At 62.1% G+C, this 16,703-nt stretch carries 18 protein-coding genes; 12 read left to right on the top strand and 6 right to left on the bottom strand.

Annotated elements, in window-relative coordinates:
- Window positions 1-39: 39 nt before the first annotated feature.
- The gene (locus tag EK416_RS10435; RefSeq protein ID WP_127077434.1) at window positions 40-831 is read right to left on the bottom strand and encodes a hypothetical protein; all 792 of its coding nucleotides are present in this window, start codon (window positions 829-831) and stop codon (window positions 40-42) included.
- A gap of 60 nt (window positions 832-891) precedes the next feature.
- Window positions 892-1,314 carry a dihydroneopterin aldolase gene (locus EK416_RS10430; RefSeq protein ID WP_127077433.1) on the bottom strand — a complete coding sequence of 141 codons (423 nt, stop codon included), beginning with the start codon at window positions 1,312-1,314 and terminating at the stop codon, window positions 892-894.
- A 711-nt stretch (window positions 1,315-2,025) separates the two neighbouring features.
- Here EK416_RS10430 and EK416_RS10425 point away from each other — a divergent pair.
- Complete coding sequence (locus EK416_RS10425) at window positions 2,026-2,424, top strand: hypothetical protein (protein ID WP_127077432.1); 399 nt, start codon at window positions 2,026-2,028, stop codon at window positions 2,422-2,424.
- A gap of 101 nt (window positions 2,425-2,525) precedes the next feature.
- Complete coding sequence (locus EK416_RS10420; protein ID WP_127077431.1) at window positions 2,526-3,440, top strand: PRC-barrel domain-containing protein; 915 nt, start codon at window positions 2,526-2,528, stop codon at window positions 3,438-3,440.
- A 75-nt stretch (window positions 3,441-3,515) separates the two neighbouring features.
- Here EK416_RS10420 and EK416_RS10415 read toward each other — a convergent pair whose 3' ends face one another.
- On the bottom strand, window positions 3,516-4,925 hold the full coding sequence (locus EK416_RS10415; protein ID WP_164729980.1) for a sensor histidine kinase: 1,410 nt from the start codon (window positions 4,923-4,925) through the stop codon (window positions 3,516-3,518).
- Window positions 4,926-5,214: 289 nt separating this feature from the next.
- Between EK416_RS10415 and EK416_RS10410 the strand changes: the two genes are divergently transcribed.
- The 8 genes from EK416_RS10410 to EK416_RS10375 all read left to right on the top strand — a co-directional run bounded on the left by EK416_RS10410 (window position 5,215) and on the right by EK416_RS10375 (window position 11,640).
- Complete coding sequence (locus EK416_RS10410; protein ID WP_127077429.1) at window positions 5,215-5,826, top strand: glutathione S-transferase; 612 nt, start codon at window positions 5,215-5,217, stop codon at window positions 5,824-5,826.
- A gap of 7 nt (window positions 5,827-5,833) precedes the next feature.
- Window positions 5,834-6,577, top strand: a complete 744-nt coding sequence (locus tag EK416_RS10405; RefSeq protein WP_164729979.1) for an MBL fold metallo-hydrolase — start codon at window positions 5,834-5,836, stop codon at window positions 6,575-6,577.
- A 110-nt stretch (window positions 6,578-6,687) separates the two neighbouring features.
- Window positions 6,688-7,188, top strand: a complete 501-nt coding sequence (locus tag EK416_RS10400; protein ID WP_127077427.1) for an Lrp/AsnC family transcriptional regulator — start codon at window positions 6,688-6,690, stop codon at window positions 7,186-7,188.
- 33 nt (window positions 7,189-7,221) lie between these two features.
- Complete coding sequence (gene proB / locus EK416_RS10395; protein WP_127077426.1) at window positions 7,222-8,391, top strand: glutamate 5-kinase; 1,170 nt, start codon at window positions 7,222-7,224, stop codon at window positions 8,389-8,391.
- 93 nt (window positions 8,392-8,484) lie between these two features.
- Window positions 8,485-9,006 carry a YcxB family protein gene (locus tag EK416_RS10390; RefSeq protein WP_127077425.1) on the top strand — a complete coding sequence of 174 codons (522 nt, stop codon included), beginning with the start codon at window positions 8,485-8,487 and terminating at the stop codon, window positions 9,004-9,006.
- A gap of 21 nt (window positions 9,007-9,027) precedes the next feature.
- Complete coding sequence (locus EK416_RS10385; RefSeq protein ID WP_127077424.1) at window positions 9,028-10,326, top strand: glutamate-5-semialdehyde dehydrogenase; 1,299 nt, start codon at window positions 9,028-9,030, stop codon at window positions 10,324-10,326.
- Window positions 10,323-10,952: a nicotinate-nucleotide adenylyltransferase gene (locus tag EK416_RS10380; RefSeq protein ID WP_127077423.1), complete on the top strand. Its 630-nt coding sequence runs from the start codon at window positions 10,323-10,325 to the stop codon at window positions 10,950-10,952. Before EK416_RS10385 ends, EK416_RS10380 begins: the two co-directional genes overlap by 4 nt.
- Before the next feature lie 463 nt (window positions 10,953-11,415).
- Entirely contained in the window at window positions 11,416-11,640 is a 225-nt protein-coding gene (locus tag EK416_RS10375; protein WP_037232354.1) for a hypothetical protein, read from the top strand.
- 165 nt (window positions 11,641-11,805) lie between these two features.
- Here EK416_RS10375 and EK416_RS10370 read toward each other — a convergent pair whose 3' ends face one another.
- The gene (locus tag EK416_RS10370) at window positions 11,806-12,273 is read right to left on the bottom strand and encodes an acyl-CoA thioesterase (protein ID WP_127077422.1); all 468 of its coding nucleotides are present in this window, start codon (window positions 12,271-12,273) and stop codon (window positions 11,806-11,808) included.
- A 111-nt stretch (window positions 12,274-12,384) separates the two neighbouring features.
- Here EK416_RS10370 and EK416_RS10365 point away from each other — a divergent pair, with 111 nt between their 5' ends.
- The gene (locus EK416_RS10365) at window positions 12,385-13,086 is read left to right on the top strand and encodes a DUF1045 domain-containing protein (RefSeq protein ID WP_164729978.1); all 702 of its coding nucleotides are present in this window, start codon (window positions 12,385-12,387) and stop codon (window positions 13,084-13,086) included.
- Here the strand turns inward: EK416_RS10365 and EK416_RS10360 are convergent.
- Window positions 13,057-14,439 (bottom strand): polyhydroxyalkanoate depolymerase, encoded by a 1,383-nt coding sequence (locus tag EK416_RS10360; RefSeq protein ID WP_245434017.1) that lies wholly within the window; start codon window positions 14,437-14,439, stop codon window positions 13,057-13,059. The genes EK416_RS10365 and EK416_RS10360 overlap by 30 nt on opposite strands.
- A gap of 122 nt (window positions 14,440-14,561) precedes the next feature.
- Entirely contained in the window at window positions 14,562-15,188 is a 627-nt protein-coding gene (locus EK416_RS10355) for an SCO family protein (RefSeq protein ID WP_127077420.1), read from the bottom strand.
- Window positions 15,189-15,348: 160 nt separating this feature from the next.
- Here EK416_RS10355 and EK416_RS10350 point away from each other — a divergent pair, with 160 nt between their 5' ends.
- Window positions 15,349-16,677: an ActS/PrrB/RegB family redox-sensitive histidine kinase gene (locus EK416_RS10350; RefSeq protein WP_127077419.1), complete on the top strand. Its 1,329-nt coding sequence runs from the start codon at window positions 15,349-15,351 to the stop codon at window positions 16,675-16,677.
- The last annotated feature ends 26 nt before the right edge of the window (window positions 16,678-16,703 follow it).

Below are 16,703 nucleotides of genomic sequence, written 5' to 3'. Positions count from 1 at the left end.
AAGAGCGCTTGAAAGCGTCCAAATCCACCGGGGAGCGCTTCAGGCGTGCCCGAGGCGGCGCTTCAGGAAATCCTCGACCGTAAAGGCCGCCTCCATGGCGCCGCTGCGGATCAGGAAATTGAAGGTCGGCTTTCCAAGCCGCTTGCCGAGCTTGCGAAGGCGCCTGCGTCCGTCGTTGTGTTCAATCGTGGCGGGATGGTTCAGCGGTCCGTAGATCGCGGAGTTCGGAACGCGCCAGAGATTTTCCTCGACGCCTCGCGACTTGCCACGCGCCGGGTCGATCAGATGCAGCCATTTCTCGCGATAGGTGGGAACGTGGATGAGATGCGGGTTGTTGGATCGCATCGGCGTGCGCAGCATCGGCACCGACGCAAAATTCGCCTCTTCCAGTTCGACATCGTACCGGTCGACGGTGTTTGCACGCAGGTTGAAACGGAGGTGATCGATCCCGCCCGTCCGCATGGCTGCGAGCAGATCTTCGATCGAATGCTGAATCAGCGGCGCGTTGAAACGCCAGTCATGTTCGAGCTGGAAGGCGTAATCCGTCTCGCTCAGCACGATGCTTTTGCGATAACCGAAGGCGAGGCCGTATGTGTAATGAATCTCGAAGGGGCCGAGCGGCTTGTGAAACTCCGAGATCCGCCGGCAAAGCGCATCGTAGCTCCGCTTGAAGGGAAAGGGGTCGACGAAATAGCGCGTCCGCGCGACTGCGTCGCGGCCGAAGCAGGCAACGAAGCTTTCCACCGTCTCCTGCAACGGGATTTTCCGGACATCCACTTCCGAGCAATTCGAAAACACGTTCAGCGTGATCTGCGCGCCAGCGTTCGTCATGGGCAATCCTCCGCACCGGAACGCTCTATCATGGGTAGCGGTTGATATCCACGGCGCACGTCAAGGTTGATGTGGACGAAAGCGGATAATCTCGCAGCCGAGCGAGGCGCCGGGGACGCGGTCAAGCTTCTCCACGACGACGCGCACTTCCATCGCGCGCCGGTGCGAGAGGCAATGCTCGGCGACGCGCTCGGCCAGCGTCTCGGTCAGAAGGACGTGCCCCGCGGCCACCGCGTCTCGAATCCCGTCGATGATGAAATCGTATGACACGACGCTCGACAGATCGCCCGGCCGATGCGCGCCCGGGAGCACGGAAAGCTCGACCGTGAAGCGCACGCGTTGCTCGATGCCTTTTTCCTCGTTCCAGATGCCGATACGGGCGGGCAAAACGAGGTCGCGCACGAGAACCCGATCGTAAGGGCGCTGGCGCGCCTCGCCGGTGTCGGGCGCGAGGATATTTTGCAGGGAATATGTCGTTGCCATTGGAATCTTCCTGAATCCACTCTTCCCGAGGCCGAGGGAATTGAACGAGCGCCCTACACAGGTCGCTCCGGACGTCGCGCCACATCAAAGCGTTTCACAACGCTTGGGCAGGTCGTCTTGTGCCGGGCCGTTTGAAGAAGCCCTTTGCGCCCGCGCTCGATCGCAACGGCGCTGGTACTCCGATTGCAGCCATCGCCCTTTCGCTCGGGTCATCGCATATCCACGCCTGAGGCAAATGTCGAGGTTTTCCGCGCGGTAATTGCGGCTTCGTCATGAAGGCGCCTGGCTCGGCTGCGGTTCCGCCGCATCGCGAAGAGGTCTTGGATGAAACACACCAATTTTCCAAAAATGGAGACTAAAGGAAATACTCTATTATACAATACTTCACTAATCGTCGCCTGTTCCGCGATGTTCCTCCAAGTATCGTGGACTTCCATGGCACTTTTTGCCCTAAATCGCATCAACGCAGTTTAGGAGCAGAGGAAATCAGCCATGAGACGACAATCGATGCTACCGGGGGCGGCTTTTCTAGTTGCCGCTTGCGCACTTTGTCTGCCGCTTGTATCCGCGTCTGCCGGCGGTTGGGACGCCTCGGACTATTCGGGCGCGCGCGCCGACATGAGTGAACGCGCCGGCGAATGGAGCGAACGCCTCAGGGATCGCATGCGCGACGATTATGAAAGGCGTGAGCGGCGCGCCGCTCTCCGCGAAATGCTGGCCGACCCCGAGGCCCGCGCGGAATTGCGCGCGATGCTGGTCGAGGCCATGCGTGAACGCAGCATGCAGGGCGGTATGTACGATCGATCGGGCGCTCCGCGCAGCGACATGATGGATCGCATGCGCGATCGGGCCGGGATGATGGGACGTGGCGATTGCCCGGGCCGGAGCGTCATGCGTGACGAGATGCGCGGTGAAATGCAGGGAGGCATCAAAGAGCGCCTTCAGTCCGGTGCCAATCGCATGGCTGACCGGAGCGACGATATCCGCGAACTCATTCTTGAGAGGCTGCGGAACAATGGAGAGGTAAGGCTTCTGATTGCGCGGATTCAGGATCGGGTCGCGCCAGACTCCGATGAAGGCGACGATGACGACGACGACGGAAAACTCTGAACGGCGATTTTTCTGAAAATCGGACGAGCCGCGACGCAGTCGTGAGCTTCGAGCCGGGTCGGGGCGGGGAGGACCGACACCAAACAATACGGAGAACGACCATGTACAAAGCAGTGCTTCTTGTGGCGGCGCTCGCGCTGACGCCGCTTTCCGCGATGGGTCAGGAGCCGCAGCAGCAGCGCGGCCAGAGCGGCGGCGGCCAGCAGATGGATATGGGGGGAGGCCCGACGGGTGGGGCCATGCAGCGGCGCGAAGGATCGAGCGGCGGCATGGATGAAGGCTCCCGCACCAGTCGCCGCGACGACATCCTCGACCGCCTGTCCCGCTCCGAGCTTCGCGACCGCGTTGCAATGGCCATGGGCCGCATCGAGGACGCGTGCGGCGACGACATCGACCGTTTCTGCGGAGAAGTGACGCCCGGGCGCGGGCGCATCGCGTCTTGCATGGAAGCCTATTCGGACCAGTTGAGCCGCCGTTGCCGCTTCACGCTGCGGCGCGTGTCGCGATCCATCCAGACCGCCGTCCGCGACGTCGCCGATTCCTGCCGCGCCGCGATCCGCACGCAATGCGGTGACGCGGAAAACCGTGACGCCTGCATGGGGCAGAAGGTTTCGTCGCTTCCGCCTTCGTGTCAGATGATCGTCGCCGCCGCGAAGCAGTATCCCGGCATGATGGCGTCGGCGCAAGGCGGCCGCATGGATGCATCGGGTAACGCACCGGCGGATAACGGCCAGGGCCAACAGCAAGCGCAATCCGGCAAGTCGGATATGCGCAACATGCCTGTGTTCAGCTCGGACGGTGTCAATCTCGGCAAGGTCGTGCAGGTCGACCGCGCACCCGACGGGAGCATCAAGTCGGTCAAGATCGAAATCGGCCGCTTGCTCGGCCTCGGCGAGCGGGTGGTGAACATCACCTCCGACGAGCTTCAGCAGATGGCGGACCGCATCAAGCTGAGGTTGAACAGCGATCAGGTGCGCAATCTTCCCGACACCAGAAGCGGCCAGCAGACGCGATAGGTGCCAGGACCAAGATGAAAATGGCCGGGTTATCGCCCGGCCATTTTCATGCGATTCTGCGGAATGGCTAAGGCGTCAGGCGGCGCCGCGTATCAGATACGGAACCGCATCGGCGGTCGGGGCCGGTTGCGGAGCAGGCGCGGGCTTTCGCGGCTGGGGCACGGCTGGCAGGACGCGGGCCTTCGGCAGAATGAGCGAAGCTTCGGTGCCAACGCCAAGCTTGCTGCGGAGTTCGAACCGTCCGCCGTGAAGCTCGGCCAGGCCGCTGACAATGGGAAGTCCGAGGCCCGTTCCGCTTTCGCCGGTCCTGAGCGCGAGAGATCCCTGCCCGAAAGCACGCAACACCTGCGAGATTTCCTCTTCCGGAATGCCGGGGCCGTTATCGCGCACGGAAAGCACGGCCTCGCCGCTCGGCAGGATACCCGCCCGAACCGCGATCAGGCCGCTTTCGGGCGTGAATTTGATCGCGTTGGAAAGAAGGTTCAGGCAGATCTGGCGGAGCGCGCGCTCGTCGGCCATGATTCGCGGCATGTCGGGCCGGAAGTCGGTCACGACACGCAGGTTCTTCGCATGCGCATCGATGCGCAACAGCCGCAGGCTTTCGAGCGCTGTCGCGGCGACGTCGATCGGCTTTTCGGTCAGCTCGTATCGACCGGCCTCGATGCGCGACAGGTCGAGGATCTCATTGATGAGCTTCAGAAGGTGGCTGCCGGACTCGTGGATGTCGGCGGCGTAGGAGCGATAGTTCTCGTTGTCGATCGGGCCCAGAACTTCATCCTTGATCATCTCGGAGAAGCCCATGATCGCGTTGAGGGGCGTGCGAAGCTCGTGGCTCATGTTGGCGAGGAACTTCGACTTCGCCACGTTAGCCGCTTCCGCCCTTACGCGCGCCTCGTCGGAGGCAGCTTTCGCCTTCTCCAGTTCATCGATGAGCCTGTCCTTTTCCGCGCGGTAATCGAGCATTGAAAGCGCGGTCCGCTGGAGGTTCTTCACGAGGAAGACGAAGTAGAAGTGGATGCCGACCGCAACGACCGCGAGGGCCCAGTAAAAGGGCTCGCCCGTCATCAGGAAGCGCAATACGAGCGCGCCCGTTACCGGCGCCGTCCCGGCATGCAGAATCTGCATCACGGAGGCGGCGAACATCATCCTGATCGCGGTAACGACGGTCAGCGCCGCAAACAGGAAGAAGAAAGCTGCCTGCGATTGCACCACGAACGGCGTGAAAGCCACAGCCGCCCAGCAGACGCCGTACAGGAATTCAGCAGCCGCAAGGTTGCGCCGCCATTGCACCAGATCGACCGTCTCGCGTGGCTGGCGCTTGAACCGGCGACAGAGGGCGAGAAGGATGCCCTCGGAAATGAAGATGGTCGCAAGCCAAAGGAGAAGCTGACGCGGCTCCGCCGCCCAGTTCAGCATGGTGGCGGCGACGAAAATGGCGAGAATGGGAACGGTCAACGCAGCAACGGTTTCGTTGCGTACGAACATGATCAACAGGTCGTAGGCGAAATCGTGCTTGACCGCAGGGGTTTCACTCTGTTGCGGAACAACGTTGCTCGTATTTTGCTTGAATCGACGCCATCTCAAGGAACGAGCGGTACTCATCAACCCATCATCCACTTTTCTGGAGGGAGTTCTGCGCTCTGCTGCCCAAGGCACGCGCCGTTCCTGAAGGATCGCGCCAAAGTGCTAATATTGCGTTGATATTTGTTTATCCGCTTGAAAGGTCGTTTTTGTTCCGCGACACTTGAGACTTTCGCGGAGCCTGGTTAAAAAAATGAAGATCCTCGACGAGAAGCGTGCACCAAATCCCCGCCGTGTCCGTGTGTTTCTGGCTGAAAAAGCCATTGCAGTTCCTTACCAGGACGTCGACATCATGACCGGCGCTCACAAGTCGGAGGCGTTCGGCCGGGTTAATCCGGTGCGGCGCGTTCCAGTTCTTGTTCTGGACGACGGAACGGCGATTTGTGAATCGATGGCCATCTGCCGTTACTTCGAGGCGCTGCAACCCGAGCCATCGCTTTTGGGGCAGACCCCGCTCGAAATCGGCACCATCGAAATGTGGAATCGCATTGCGGAGATAAATTTCCTTTTTCCGGTCATGCATTATTTCCGGCATACCCACCCGGCGATGGCGAGCCTGGAGGTTCCGCAGGTCGCCCCCTGGGCCGAGGCCAACAAGCCGCGCGTTTCCGACATCATTCGCACCCTCGATCGCAGGCTGTCCGAAACGCCGTACCTCGCGGGGGAGCGCTTTTCGGTCGCCGACATTACAGCCATGGTCGCGACGGATTTCATGAAGCCCGCCCGGCTTGCCGTGCCAGACGGAGTGCCGCATTTCGCCCGGTGGTATGCCGATGTTGCCGCCCGTCCTTCATCCAAAGCATGAGGTTCGTATGGATCTGACAGTCATTGGCTGTGGCGACGCTTTCGCCTCCGGCGGCCGGTTCAACAGCTGCTATCTTCTCGATACTTCACACGGCCGCCTCATGATCGACTGCGGGGCGACTTCGCCGCACGCGTTGAAAAGGGCCGGCATCCGCGCCGCCGATGCCGACGCGATCCTGATCTCGCACTGTCACGGCGATCATTTCGGCGGCCTGCCGTCCCTCATTCTCGAACGCATGTTCATCGACCGGTCGGACAAGCCGATGGAAATCCTCGGTCCCTCCGGCATCGAAAATCGATTCGGGAACCTGATGGAATGCGTCTACCCCGGCATTCTAGGCGGGAAGAAGGGGTTCGAGATTCTCTTTCGCGACCTTAATCCGGGTTTCGCCGTCGAATGGCGCGGCCTTCTGATAGAGGCGTTCGAGGTAGACCATTTTTCCGGTACGCCCTCGCTCGCCTTGTCGGTCAGCGACGGCGACAAGCAGTTCAGCTTTTCCGGGGATAGCGGGTTTTGCGGCGGCGTGATCGCGGCCGGCCGGGGCGCAGATCTCTATCTCGTCGAATGTTCGACGTACAGCACGAGGGTCGACATGCATCTCGACTATCTGAGGCTGGCGGCGAAATTTCCGTCCATTGGCGCAAAGCGTTATCTCCTGACCCATATGAGCGACGAAATGCTCGCTGCGCTGGGCCGCATCGATACGCGCGTTTGCATGGTGGCCGATGACGGCTTGAAGGTGACTATTTAACGCAGGGGGCGTTGGGAAAAAATATTCTAGTCAAGGCCGCCGATCAATTGTAGTGTGGGCGCTGATTGCGCAGACAGGCGCATTGCGGAAAGAATTTACTGGATTTGCCCATGCTCGACCTGATGGACATCAAAATTCTCACCATTTTGCAGGAAGACAGCACGCTTCCTGTCGCGGAAATCGGCAAGAAGGTCGGTCTGTCGACGACGCCGTGCTGGCGGCGTATCCAGAAGCTCGAACAGGACGGCGTAATCCAGCGCCGCGTCGCGCTTCTCGATCCGAAGAGCGTCAGTGCGGGCGTCACCGTTTTCGTCGCCATTACCACGAATCAGCACAATGCCGTCTGGCTGGAACGGTTTCAGAAAGTGGTGGCAAGCTTCCCCGAGATCGTCGAGGCGTACCGGATGAGCGGCGCCGTGGATTATCAGCTTCGCGTGGTCGTGCCCGACATCGCGAGCTATGATCGCTTCTACAAGGCGTTCATCTCGCAGATTGACCTGACAGACGTCAGTTCCAGCTTTGCGATGGAGCAGATCAAGTTCACGACCGCGCTGCCGCTGTCCTTCGCAGCCGCCGCCGCGTCTAAACGGCCTCAAACGCAACCGGCTTGACGGACGGCGCAATTCGGCGTTTTTCAGGCCATCATGACGCTCTCCGAGACACATGCCGCGCGCTCTGCAATCGACACGCGGCCCGAATGGCAAAACGCACGCCGCATCGCGGTCAAGATCGGTTCGGCGTTGCTGACCGACCGTGAAACGGGCACGCTGAAAAAGGCGTGGCTCGAAGCCATCGGCGACGACGTGGCGGAGCTGAAGGCGCAAGGGCGCGAAGTCATTCTCGTGTCGTCGGGCGCCATCGCGCTCGGCCGCCGCGCGTTGGGGCTGGCTCCCGGCGCGCTCAAGCTCGAAGAGGCGCAAGCCTCGGCAGCGGTCGGACAGGTGACGCTTGCGCACGCTTATCAGACGGTGTTTCGCGAGCGCGGCATCACCACGGCGCAGATCCTCGTGACGCCGGGCGATACCGAAGAGCGCCGCCGCTATCTCAACGCCCGCAGCACCATCGCGACGCTTCTGAAACTCGGCGCGGTTCCCGTGGTGAACGAGAACGATACGGTGGCCACCGCCGAAATCCGCTATGGCGACAATGACCGCCTCGCGGCACGTGTCGCGACCATGATGACGGCGGACTGCCTCGTGCTTCTGTCGGACATCGACGGCCTCTATACCGCGCCGCCTGCAAAGAACCCCGACGCGAAGCACATCGGCGTGGTGACGCAGATCACGCCCGAAATCGAGGCCATGGCGGGCGACGCGGGCACGGAACTTTCACGCGGCGGCATGGTGACGAAAATCACCGCCGCGAAGCTTGCCGTCTCTGCTGGCACCCACATGGTGATCGCGAGCGGCAAGGGGCATCATCCGCTGCGCGCGCTGGCCAACGGCGCGCCCTGCACATGGTTTCTCGCTTCGGCGAACCCGGTCGCGGCTCGCAAACGCTGGATCGCGGGCACGCTTGAGCCGAAGGGGGTCGTGCTCATCGACGACGGCGCGGCGCGGGCGCTCCGCTCCGGCCGCAGCCTGCTGCCTGCGGGCGTAACCGGCGTAAGCGGCGCATTCGAGCGCGGCGAGGCGGTCATCATCCGCGACGGGCACGGGGCGGAGATCGGACGCGGGCTCATCGCCTATAGCGCCGATGAGGCCGCGCGGATCGCCGGGCGCAATTCGCACGAGATCGAGGCGACGCTCGGTTACGAGGGCAGGGCGGCGCTGATCCATCGCGACGATCTGGCGCTGCTGCACGACCTCGATTAAGCATTGCCGCGAGGCGCTTGCGCGGTTTTTCGGACGACGCGACGCAAGAGGCAATGAGGGCGTCGACGCTCCAATCGATGCGGCGGGCAGGGGATGAAGGCCAGCTATATTTACGCACTCGGCGACTATCTCGACATCGCAAGAACGCTGCGGGGGCAAAGCTTCCTGACGCGGTTCGGCCTGCATCTGCTTGCGGCCACCGTGCTTTCCTCGGTGCTCATCATCACGCTTCCTTTGACGGCTGTTCAAAACGGGCGGCTCTGGTTCGCGGTGGCGCTCGCGGGCGTTCTCGTTGCGGTGGAGGTTGTCGTTCGCGCCAACCTCATCGAGAAAGCGGCGTTTCGGAAAAGCGGCATGGCGCAGCAGCCGGTCGCGTTCGATCTCCGCCATGACGGCATCCAATGGGAGAAAAGCGGCGCGAGCGGCCTGATCGGTTGGGAACAGGTTTCCAACGCGGCGTTTCTGCCCGAGACGATTGTGGTCGTTTTCGGCGAGCGGCATGGAATTGCGCTCCCTGCGCGAGGATTCGAGACACCGGCGGCGTTCGACGAAGCCCGCCTCTATTTGCGCAGCCGGTTGGCAGAACGCAGCGTTGCGCTTAATAAGGAGTCTTGAACTCCGACCCTTACGGAAGCCATGACGCTCGCCATCGCCGACACAAAACTCGACCAGCGCCTTTTGAAAACCGAACTTCTCGCGATCGGGCGGGACGCGCGAAAAGCGGCCCGCGCGCTGGCTCTCGCGCCAACGGAGCAGAAAAACGCGGGCCTTCTTGCGGCGGCGGCGGCTCTTCGCGCGCGCTCTGACGAAATCCTCCAAGTCAACGCCGAAGACAGGGAGGCGGCGCGCGCTTCGGGTCGCCCGGAAAGTTTCATCGACCGCCTGACGCTGACGCCCGCCCGCGTCGAAGCCATGGCGAAGGGCCTCGAAGATGTCGCGGCGCTCGCCGATCCTGTCGGCGAGACCGTCACGGCATGGGAACGGCCCAACGGCCTTCGCATCAGCCGCGTGCGTGTGCCGCTCGGCGTGATCGGCATGATCTACGAAAGCCGCCCGAATGTGACGGCGGATGCGGGCGCGCTCGCGCTGAAGGCTGGCAATGCCGTTATTCTGCGCGGCGGCTCGGAGACCATCGCATCCAACCGCGCGATCCATGCCTGCCTCGTTGAAGGCTTGCGCGCTGCCGGTCTTCCCGAAACGGCGATCCAGCTTATCGGCACCACCGACCGCGCGGCTGTCGGGCTTCTTCTTGAAGGGCTCGACGGCGCAGTGGATGTGATCGTGCCGCGTGGCGGCAGGAGCCTCGTCGAGCGCGTGCAGAAGGAAGCGCGCGTGCCTGTGTTCGCGCATCTCGAAGGCATCTGCCACGTCTACGTCGACAAGGCCGCCGACCCGGAGAAGGCGCGTGCCATCGTGCTCAACGCCAAGCTACGGCGGACGGGCGTCTGCGGCTCCGCCGAAACGCTGCTCGTGGACGAAGCGGCGGCGGATCGCCTGCTTGCGCCGCTCATCGTTGCCCTTCTCGACGCGGGCTGTGAGGTGCGCGGCGACGCGGCTGTGCGCGCGGTCGATGCGCGCGTCGTTGCCGCCACGGATCAGGACTGGGCCACGGAATATCTCGACGCGATCATCTCCGCGAGGGTTGTGTCAGGCGTCGCGGGAGCCATCGCGCACATAGAGCGCTACGGCTCGCATCACACCGACAGCATCGTCACCGAGGACACAGCCACGGCCGAAACCTTTCTGCGCGAGGTGGACAGCGCCATCGTGCTGCACAACGCGTCGACACAGTTCGCCGACGGCGGCGAGTTCGGCATGGGCGCGGAAATCGGCATCGCGACGGGACGCTTCCACGCGCGAGGGCCGGTCGGCGTGGAACAACTGACCACCTTCAAATATGTGGTGCGCGGCGACGGGCAGACGCGCCCGGCATGACCCGCCCCGCCGGGATCAGCGATGCCGATCTGAGGCCGCCGCATGCCGCGCCGGGCATGCGCATCGGTCTTCTGGGCGGTTCGTTCAATCCGCCGCATGCCGCGCATCGGCTCATCAGCCTCAACGCCATGAAGCGGCTCGGCCTCGACCGCGTCTGGTGGATGGTGACGCCGGGAAACCCGCTGAAGGATCACAGCGAACTGGCGCCACTCGCCGAGCGCATCGCCTGCTCGCGCGCCGTGTCGCGCCATCCGAAGATCGAGGTCACGGCCTTCGAGGCGGCCATCGGCACGGCCTACACGGCGGGCGCGCTGCGCCACCTCCGGCGCCGCATGCCGCGCGCTCACTTCGTCTGGCTCATGGGCGCGGACAACCTCGCTGGTTTCCATCGCTGGAACGAGTGGGAAACAATCTTCGAGACGGTGCCGATCGCGGTGGAGGATCGCCCCCATTGGCGTCATCGCGCGCTTGCATCGCCCGCGGCGCATCGCTTCGCGTGCTCGCGGGTGCCGGAGAGTTGTGCAGCCGCGCTTCCGAACCTGAAGCCCCCGGCCTGGTCTTATCTGTCCGGTCCGCTATCGACGCTTTCTTCGACGTCTCTTCGTGAACAGCGGCGCGAGCGGTGAGGTGCCGGCAGCGGTGGAGATGCTGCGAGCGCCGACCGATGCGCTGAGCCTATCCTCCGAAGCATAGTGCGATCTAGAATAATTTTCGCTTTAGGTCTTTAATAACGCCGGTCCTCGAAAAAATATTGCTTTTTTGTCGGGTTTTTCCGCCTTTTCGCGGCTCCGTAAGGTTTGCGCTAGAATTGTTGCATATATAGTCGCGCTATCGGAAAAATTGTTGCTCCTTCCTGGCTCTACACCCTTTCACACGCGAATAAAATCTTTGATCCGGGCGAAGCGCTGTGAGATGTTCTCGCCACATCGCATCGGGTCCTAAAGACAATGCAGAACAAAATCATGCATAAACACTCCCTCCGGCACTTCTCGGCCGTCACCGCGATGTGTTCCCGCGCCTAGCGCTCCAGCGTTTTCAAAGACCTCATTCAGCTTGAAACGCCGGTTTTCTCCGGCGAAGGGAACTTCCATGTCCGACGCATACGTCATCGAATTGCAAGGTAACGCCGTGGGTATCATCGTGCGTCAGAAGCACGAGCCGAATACCTTCCGGTTTCTGTCTGCGCTCCACGCCTTCAACGATCTCGAAGGCCGCGAATTTGCCAGCCCGTTCCACGCCGAAAAGGCCGCGCGCGAACTGTGGCGCCAGCGCCCCTACATCATTCCGATGAGGAAGGGCGAAAAGGCCGCCTGACTCCATTCGTAACGTCAAGTCCGCGAGTGTCGTCTTCCGGGGGGATCAGCGACGCTCACGGATGCCTTCTGGCAACCACGTTGCGGTTCGGCCGCCGCAGCGTGGTCTTGTTTTTCGGAAGGTTCTCCGGGCGGCGGCTGGCCTGGTCCGGAAGGGGCCAACCCATCAGGTTTCCGATACCCGCAGCGGCATCAGCGCGGCTCTCAACCCATCAGGTAACGGCACGGGGCGGCGCGTCGCGCGATCCACATAGACGTGGATGAAGTGGCCTTCGGCACAGGCGATGTCTTCGTCTTCGCGGAACAGACCGATTTCATAACGCACCGACGAGGTTCCGATGCGGGCAACGCGGATGCCCGCTGTCACCGCTTCCGGGAAGGTGATCGGCGCGCGATAACGGCATGACGTTTCGACCACGAGACCGATTACGGCGCTTTTCTCGATGTCGAGCGCACCCGCCTCGATCAGATAGCGGTTCACGGCGGTGTCGAAATAGGAATAATACGTCACGTTGTTGACGTGGCCATAAACGTCGTTATCCATCCAGCGTGTCTGGATGGGCGCATGATGAGGATAGTCGGCACGGATGGCCGTGTCCTTTCTGGTCGTGTCGCTCACGAAATCCCTCCGCATCCGATACGCCGCTCATCTTACAGCGGAACGCTCAGGGGCGAAGCGTTTCCTGGGCAAGTGAAGCGCTCGCTCAGGTCAAGAAGCCGCGTCGAACGAAAATCTGGATCAAGAATGACCGACTGTTTCCGCCGCTATGCGATCTACTGGACGCCGGAACCGGGCAGTGCGTTCGATGCGTTCGGTTCGGCCTGGTTCGGGGGCGAAAATTTCGGTCTCGATCCCGCTCTCGCCGAGCGCGCGAAACGGGCGCCAGCGCGGTATGGCCTGCATGCCACGCTCAAGGCGCCGTTCCGTCTCCGCGAAGGCATGACCATCGAGGATATGCAGCGCGCGCTCGACGCGTTCTGCAAGGTGCGACGCGTGCCGCAGGCTGCGTCGCTGCCCTTCATGCGGCATCAGCGTTACGTTGTTCTGGCACCTGGCGATGAAACCGCCGCCATCGACTGGCTCGCAGCCGAATGCGTGACGCATTTCGACCGCTTCCGAGCGCCGCTCACCGGCGCGGATCGCGCCGCCCGCGAGATCGACACGATGACGGGGCGCGAACGGGCGTATCTGGAGGATTTCGGCTACCCCTATGTGCTGAGCGCGTTTCGGTTCCACATCTCCCTTGCCGGGCCCCTTGAGCGAGGCGACGGGGAAGCCGTTCGGCGAGCGCTGGAGCCGCATCTCGCGCCGATCCTGCGGGAGCCGTTTCGCATCGACGCGCTGACCCTCCTCGGCGAGCCGGATGATGGCAAAGCATGGCGCGCCCGGTTGATTGAGCTCGGGCGCGCTGCATGGTCAGGCAGAGGCAGCCTCGAAGACCGTTGAAGAGATCTTTTCGCAGTCTTCCGCGCGTTCGCCGGCTGTCGCGCCGATTTCCTCGCCGTCGCCTGCAAACGGGTGCCAGAGCCGGGTGAGGCTTCCTCCGCGCGCATCCGTGGAATCGCCTCTCTCGTCATGGTCGGCGATGAAGGAGAAAATGCGCGGCACGACTTCGGTGCGATAGCGCGAGCCGTTGAAGATGCCGTAGTGGCCGACACCCGGTTGCGTGTAATGCTGTTTCTTCGTTTCCGGCAGCCCGGTGCAGAGATGAACCGCCGCCTCGGTCTGGCCGCGTCCGGTTATGTCGTCCTTCTCGCCCTCGATCGTCATGAGCGCCACCCGGCGAATGGCCGAGAGGTCTACCAGATGACCGCGATGGCGCATCTCTCCCTTCGGCAAGGTGTGTTTTACGAAGACCTGATCGATGGTCTGGATATAATACTCGGCGGCAAGATCCATTACCGCGAGATATTCGTCGTAGAACTCCTTGTGCTTCTCGACCGAGTCCCCGTCGCCCTTCACGAGATCGAAGAACAGATCCTTGTGAGCCTTCACGTGGCGGTCAAGGTTCATCGCCATGAAGCCCGTGAGTTGCAGGAATCCCGGATAGACGAGACGCCCCGCGCCTTCATTCGGCCACGGAACGGACGTCACCACGGTGCGGCGGAACCAGTTCGTGCCGCGCTCCTCGGCGAGCCGGTTGACGGCCGTCGGGCTGACGCGCGTGTCGATGGGGCTTCCCTTCAGAATAACGCTTTTCGGCACGAAAGGATGGTTGCGCGCTTCCATCAGCGCCACCGCCGCCATGACGGGCACGCCCGGCTGGCAGACGCCCATCACATGCACGTCGCCCTGGAAAAGCTCGATCATTTCGATGATGTAATCGACGTAGTCGTCGAGATCGAACCCGCCTTCGCGAAGCGGCACGAGCCGCGCGTCGGTCCAGTCCGTGATGTAGACGTCTGCGTGAGGCAACATCGCTTCAACGGTGCCACGCAGCAACGTGGCGTAATGGCCTGAAAGCGGCGCGACCATCAAAACGCGGGGCGCGTCATGCCGCGCACCTTCCGGCATCGCCTTCCTGAAATGGATGAGGTTGCAGAACGGCTTCCTCCAGACGACTTCTTCTGCAATCGCGACGCTCTGGCCGCCAACGGTACATGAGCGCAGGTTGAAGGCCGGCTTCTTGTAACGGCGGGTGGTCCGTTCCACGAGTTCGGCGGCGGCAGCCGCATTGCGTCCCATCTCGGTATAGGAAAGGGGATTGAGCGGATTTCGCATCATAAGGCGCGTGGAACTTGCTGCCATTCGAGCCGGCGACATGGCCGCGTGGCCCAGCTCATAGAGATGATAAAGCACCGGATCCTCCCCTCGGAAATGCTTGATTGGAAGGACAACCCGCCAATCGCGTCAAAGATCGACCTCACAAAAGTCGATCCATGAACAACTCCAAGGGTACGCGGGTAGAACGCCTATCGATATTAACTTTTAGTCGGGGGCGCAATTGCCTCTCGCGCATTGTCGGCGGCGATCTGCTTTTTAAGTCCGTCGACCATTACATCGACGGGGGCGTTGAACATGAAATTCGTAATAAACTTTCCGTTACGATCCATCAAATACACGTAAGCTGAGTGATCGACGGAATAGTCGTCGCCACTCCCCGCCTTGCGATAAAAGACGCGGTAAGCCTTGGCGGCGGTGGCCACCTCGGCTGCGTCGCCGGTCAATCCTGCGATGCGCGGGTCGAACTGCTCGACATAGCTTTTCATGACCGATGGCGTATCGCGAGCGGGGTCGACGCTGATGAACACCGGCACGACCTCGCCCGCATCGGGCCCGAGTTTCGCAAGCACATCCGCCGCCTGCTGAAGCCCGGTCGGGCAGACATCCGGGCAGTGAGTGTAGCCGAAGAATACCAGCATCAATTTGCCGCGAAAGTCGGCGTCGGTGACGCGCTTGCCGTTCGTGTCGACAAGTGAAAAAGCGCCGCCGATCAGCGGCCTTGTCTCGCTTGGGCCTGTAATCGCGGGGGGCGACCATGCATAAAGTCCCGCCCCCCCGGCCCCGAGAAGGGCGAGCGCTATCACGATTACGGAGTTGCGTTTCATGGTGTACTCCATCGATTGAATAGGGAACGCCATTGATTTCGGCCGCGCTTGGCCTAGAAGGGTCGTCGCGGCACAACTCACTTGCCGTCGATGACGTAAGAAAGCGCGCTGCTGTTACGATCTAACGCGGCTGGCAGCGCCAAGTAAACAGGTTCAACTCATGGACATCCTGCGCTTTCCGGCAGACAGCCCTCGTGCACAGGCGAGCCGCCTGCGTCTTCGTACGACGATCAGGCACCGATGGTTCGCCGTAGCCGGACAGACGGGCACGATCCTGCTTCTGTATTACGGGTTCAAATTCCCGGTGCCTCTCGTTGCCTGCTTCGTTTTCATTCTTTTGTCGGCTGCGCTCAACGTTGTGCTGAGCGTGGCGTTTCCGCGCTCGCAACTCCTCTCCACGCGCTATTCCGCGGCCCTGTTGTGCTTCGACATGCTCCAGTTGACCGGGCTTTTGCTCGTCACCGGCGGCATAGAAAATCCGTTCATATTTCTTCTGATCGTGCCGGTCGCCGTTTCGGCCTCCACCCAGAGACTTCGCGTTACGGCTTCGCTTGCGGCGCTGACCGTGGTGCTCGCGACGATCCTCGCGATATGGCATTGGCCGCTTCCCTGGGCGGGCGAGCCGCCGGTGCTTCCGCCTGATTATCAGGTCGGCTTGTGGGCGGCCGTCGTGTCCTGCATCGTCTTCATGGCAATCTATGCGTGGCGCATCGAACAGGAGGCTCGCGAGATGGCGCAGGCGCTCTCCGCGACCGAAATGGTTCTGGCGCGGGAGACCCGTCTCACCGCGCTCGACGGCCTCGCCGCCGCCGCCGCGCATCAACTCGGCACGCCGCTTTCGACGATCACACTCGTCGCCCGCGAACTGGAACGCGAAATCCCGAAAGACGCACCCATCCGCGACGATATCGAACTGCTTCAGACGCAGGCCGCGCGTTGCCGGGAGATCCTGAGCCAGCTTTCTCGCGCGGGTCGCGAGGAGGAGCAGGACGAAATCTTCTCGCAGATGCGCCTGCGTCATCTGCTCGAAGAGGTCGTGGCGCCGCTGAGAACGCCGGAAACCGACATCATCGTGACGGTCGGCGACACGTCTCCGGCCGGGAAATCGGTTTCCGAGCCGATCATATTGCGCAATCCGGGGCTGATGCACAGCCTGGAAAATCTGATCGACAACGCCGCCGAATTCGCGAATACGCGCGTCACGGTAGATGCCACCTACAACGCCGAGGAGGTCAAGGTGCGTGTAGCCGACGACGGCCCCGGTTTTCATCCGACGGTCTTCAATCGCCTGGGCGAACCGTATGTCACGAACCGGCCACGCGCCGAGGCGGAGGACGAGGAGCACGGCATGGGGCTTGGCTTCTTCATCGCGAAAACGCTGCTGGAGCGTTCGGGCGCTTCAATCAGTATCGCCAACCGTCCGGCACCCGAGACGGGCGCAATCGTTGAGATTTCCTGGCCGCGTGACAGACTTGCTGCAGCGCTGTAAGTTGCAGGAAAGATTTGGCTTGTGTC

The organism is Rhodomicrobium lacus, from assembly GCF_003992725.1.
Taxonomy (GTDB): domain Bacteria; phylum Pseudomonadota; class Alphaproteobacteria; order Rhizobiales; family Rhodomicrobiaceae; genus Rhodomicrobium; species Rhodomicrobium lacus.
Note: the sequence above shows the minus strand (reverse complement) of the source record. Positions and strands in the feature narration are given on the sequence as shown.

What these genes read in the sequence shown, in the direction of transcription:
- EK416_RS10435 (WP_127077434.1), bottom strand. Translation starts at nt 831, where the DNA reads ATGACGAACGCTGGCGCGCAGATCACGCTGAACGTGTTTTCGAATTGC.
- EK416_RS10430 (WP_127077433.1), bottom strand. Translation starts at nt 1,314, where the DNA reads ATGGCAACGACATATTCCCTGCAAAATATCCTCGCGCCCGACACCGGC.
- EK416_RS10425 (WP_127077432.1), top strand. Translation starts at nt 2,026, where the DNA reads ATGCTGGCCGACCCCGAGGCCCGCGCGGAATTGCGCGCGATGCTGGTC.
- EK416_RS10420 (WP_127077431.1), top strand. Translation starts at nt 2,526, where the DNA reads ATGTACAAAGCAGTGCTTCTTGTGGCGGCGCTCGCGCTGACGCCGCTT.
- EK416_RS10415 (WP_164729980.1), bottom strand. Translation starts at nt 4,925, where the DNA reads ATGTTCGTACGCAACGAAACCGTTGCTGCGTTGACCGTTCCCATTCTC.
- EK416_RS10410 (WP_127077429.1), top strand. Translation starts at nt 5,215, where the DNA reads ATGAAGATCCTCGACGAGAAGCGTGCACCAAATCCCCGCCGTGTCCGT.
- EK416_RS10405 (WP_164729979.1), top strand. Translation starts at nt 5,834, where the DNA reads ATGGATCTGACAGTCATTGGCTGTGGCGACGCTTTCGCCTCCGGCGGC.
- EK416_RS10400 (WP_127077427.1), top strand. Translation starts at nt 6,688, where the DNA reads ATGCTCGACCTGATGGACATCAAAATTCTCACCATTTTGCAGGAAGAC.
- proB (WP_127077426.1), top strand. Translation starts at nt 7,222, where the DNA reads ATGACGCTCTCCGAGACACATGCCGCGCGCTCTGCAATCGACACGCGG.
- EK416_RS10390 (WP_127077425.1), top strand. Translation starts at nt 8,485, where the DNA reads ATGAAGGCCAGCTATATTTACGCACTCGGCGACTATCTCGACATCGCA.
- EK416_RS10385 (WP_127077424.1), top strand. Translation starts at nt 9,028, where the DNA reads ATGACGCTCGCCATCGCCGACACAAAACTCGACCAGCGCCTTTTGAAA.
- EK416_RS10380 (WP_127077423.1), top strand. Translation starts at nt 10,323, where the DNA reads ATGACCCGCCCCGCCGGGATCAGCGATGCCGATCTGAGGCCGCCGCAT.
- EK416_RS10375 (WP_037232354.1), top strand. Translation starts at nt 11,416, where the DNA reads ATGTCCGACGCATACGTCATCGAATTGCAAGGTAACGCCGTGGGTATC.
- EK416_RS10370 (WP_127077422.1), bottom strand. Translation starts at nt 12,273, where the DNA reads ATGCGGAGGGATTTCGTGAGCGACACGACCAGAAAGGACACGGCCATC.
- EK416_RS10365 (WP_164729978.1), top strand. Translation starts at nt 12,385, where the DNA reads ATGACCGACTGTTTCCGCCGCTATGCGATCTACTGGACGCCGGAACCG.
- EK416_RS10355 (WP_127077420.1), bottom strand. Translation starts at nt 15,188, where the DNA reads ATGAAACGCAACTCCGTAATCGTGATAGCGCTCGCCCTTCTCGGGGCC.
- EK416_RS10350 (WP_127077419.1), top strand. Translation starts at nt 15,349, where the DNA reads ATGGACATCCTGCGCTTTCCGGCAGACAGCCCTCGTGCACAGGCGAGC.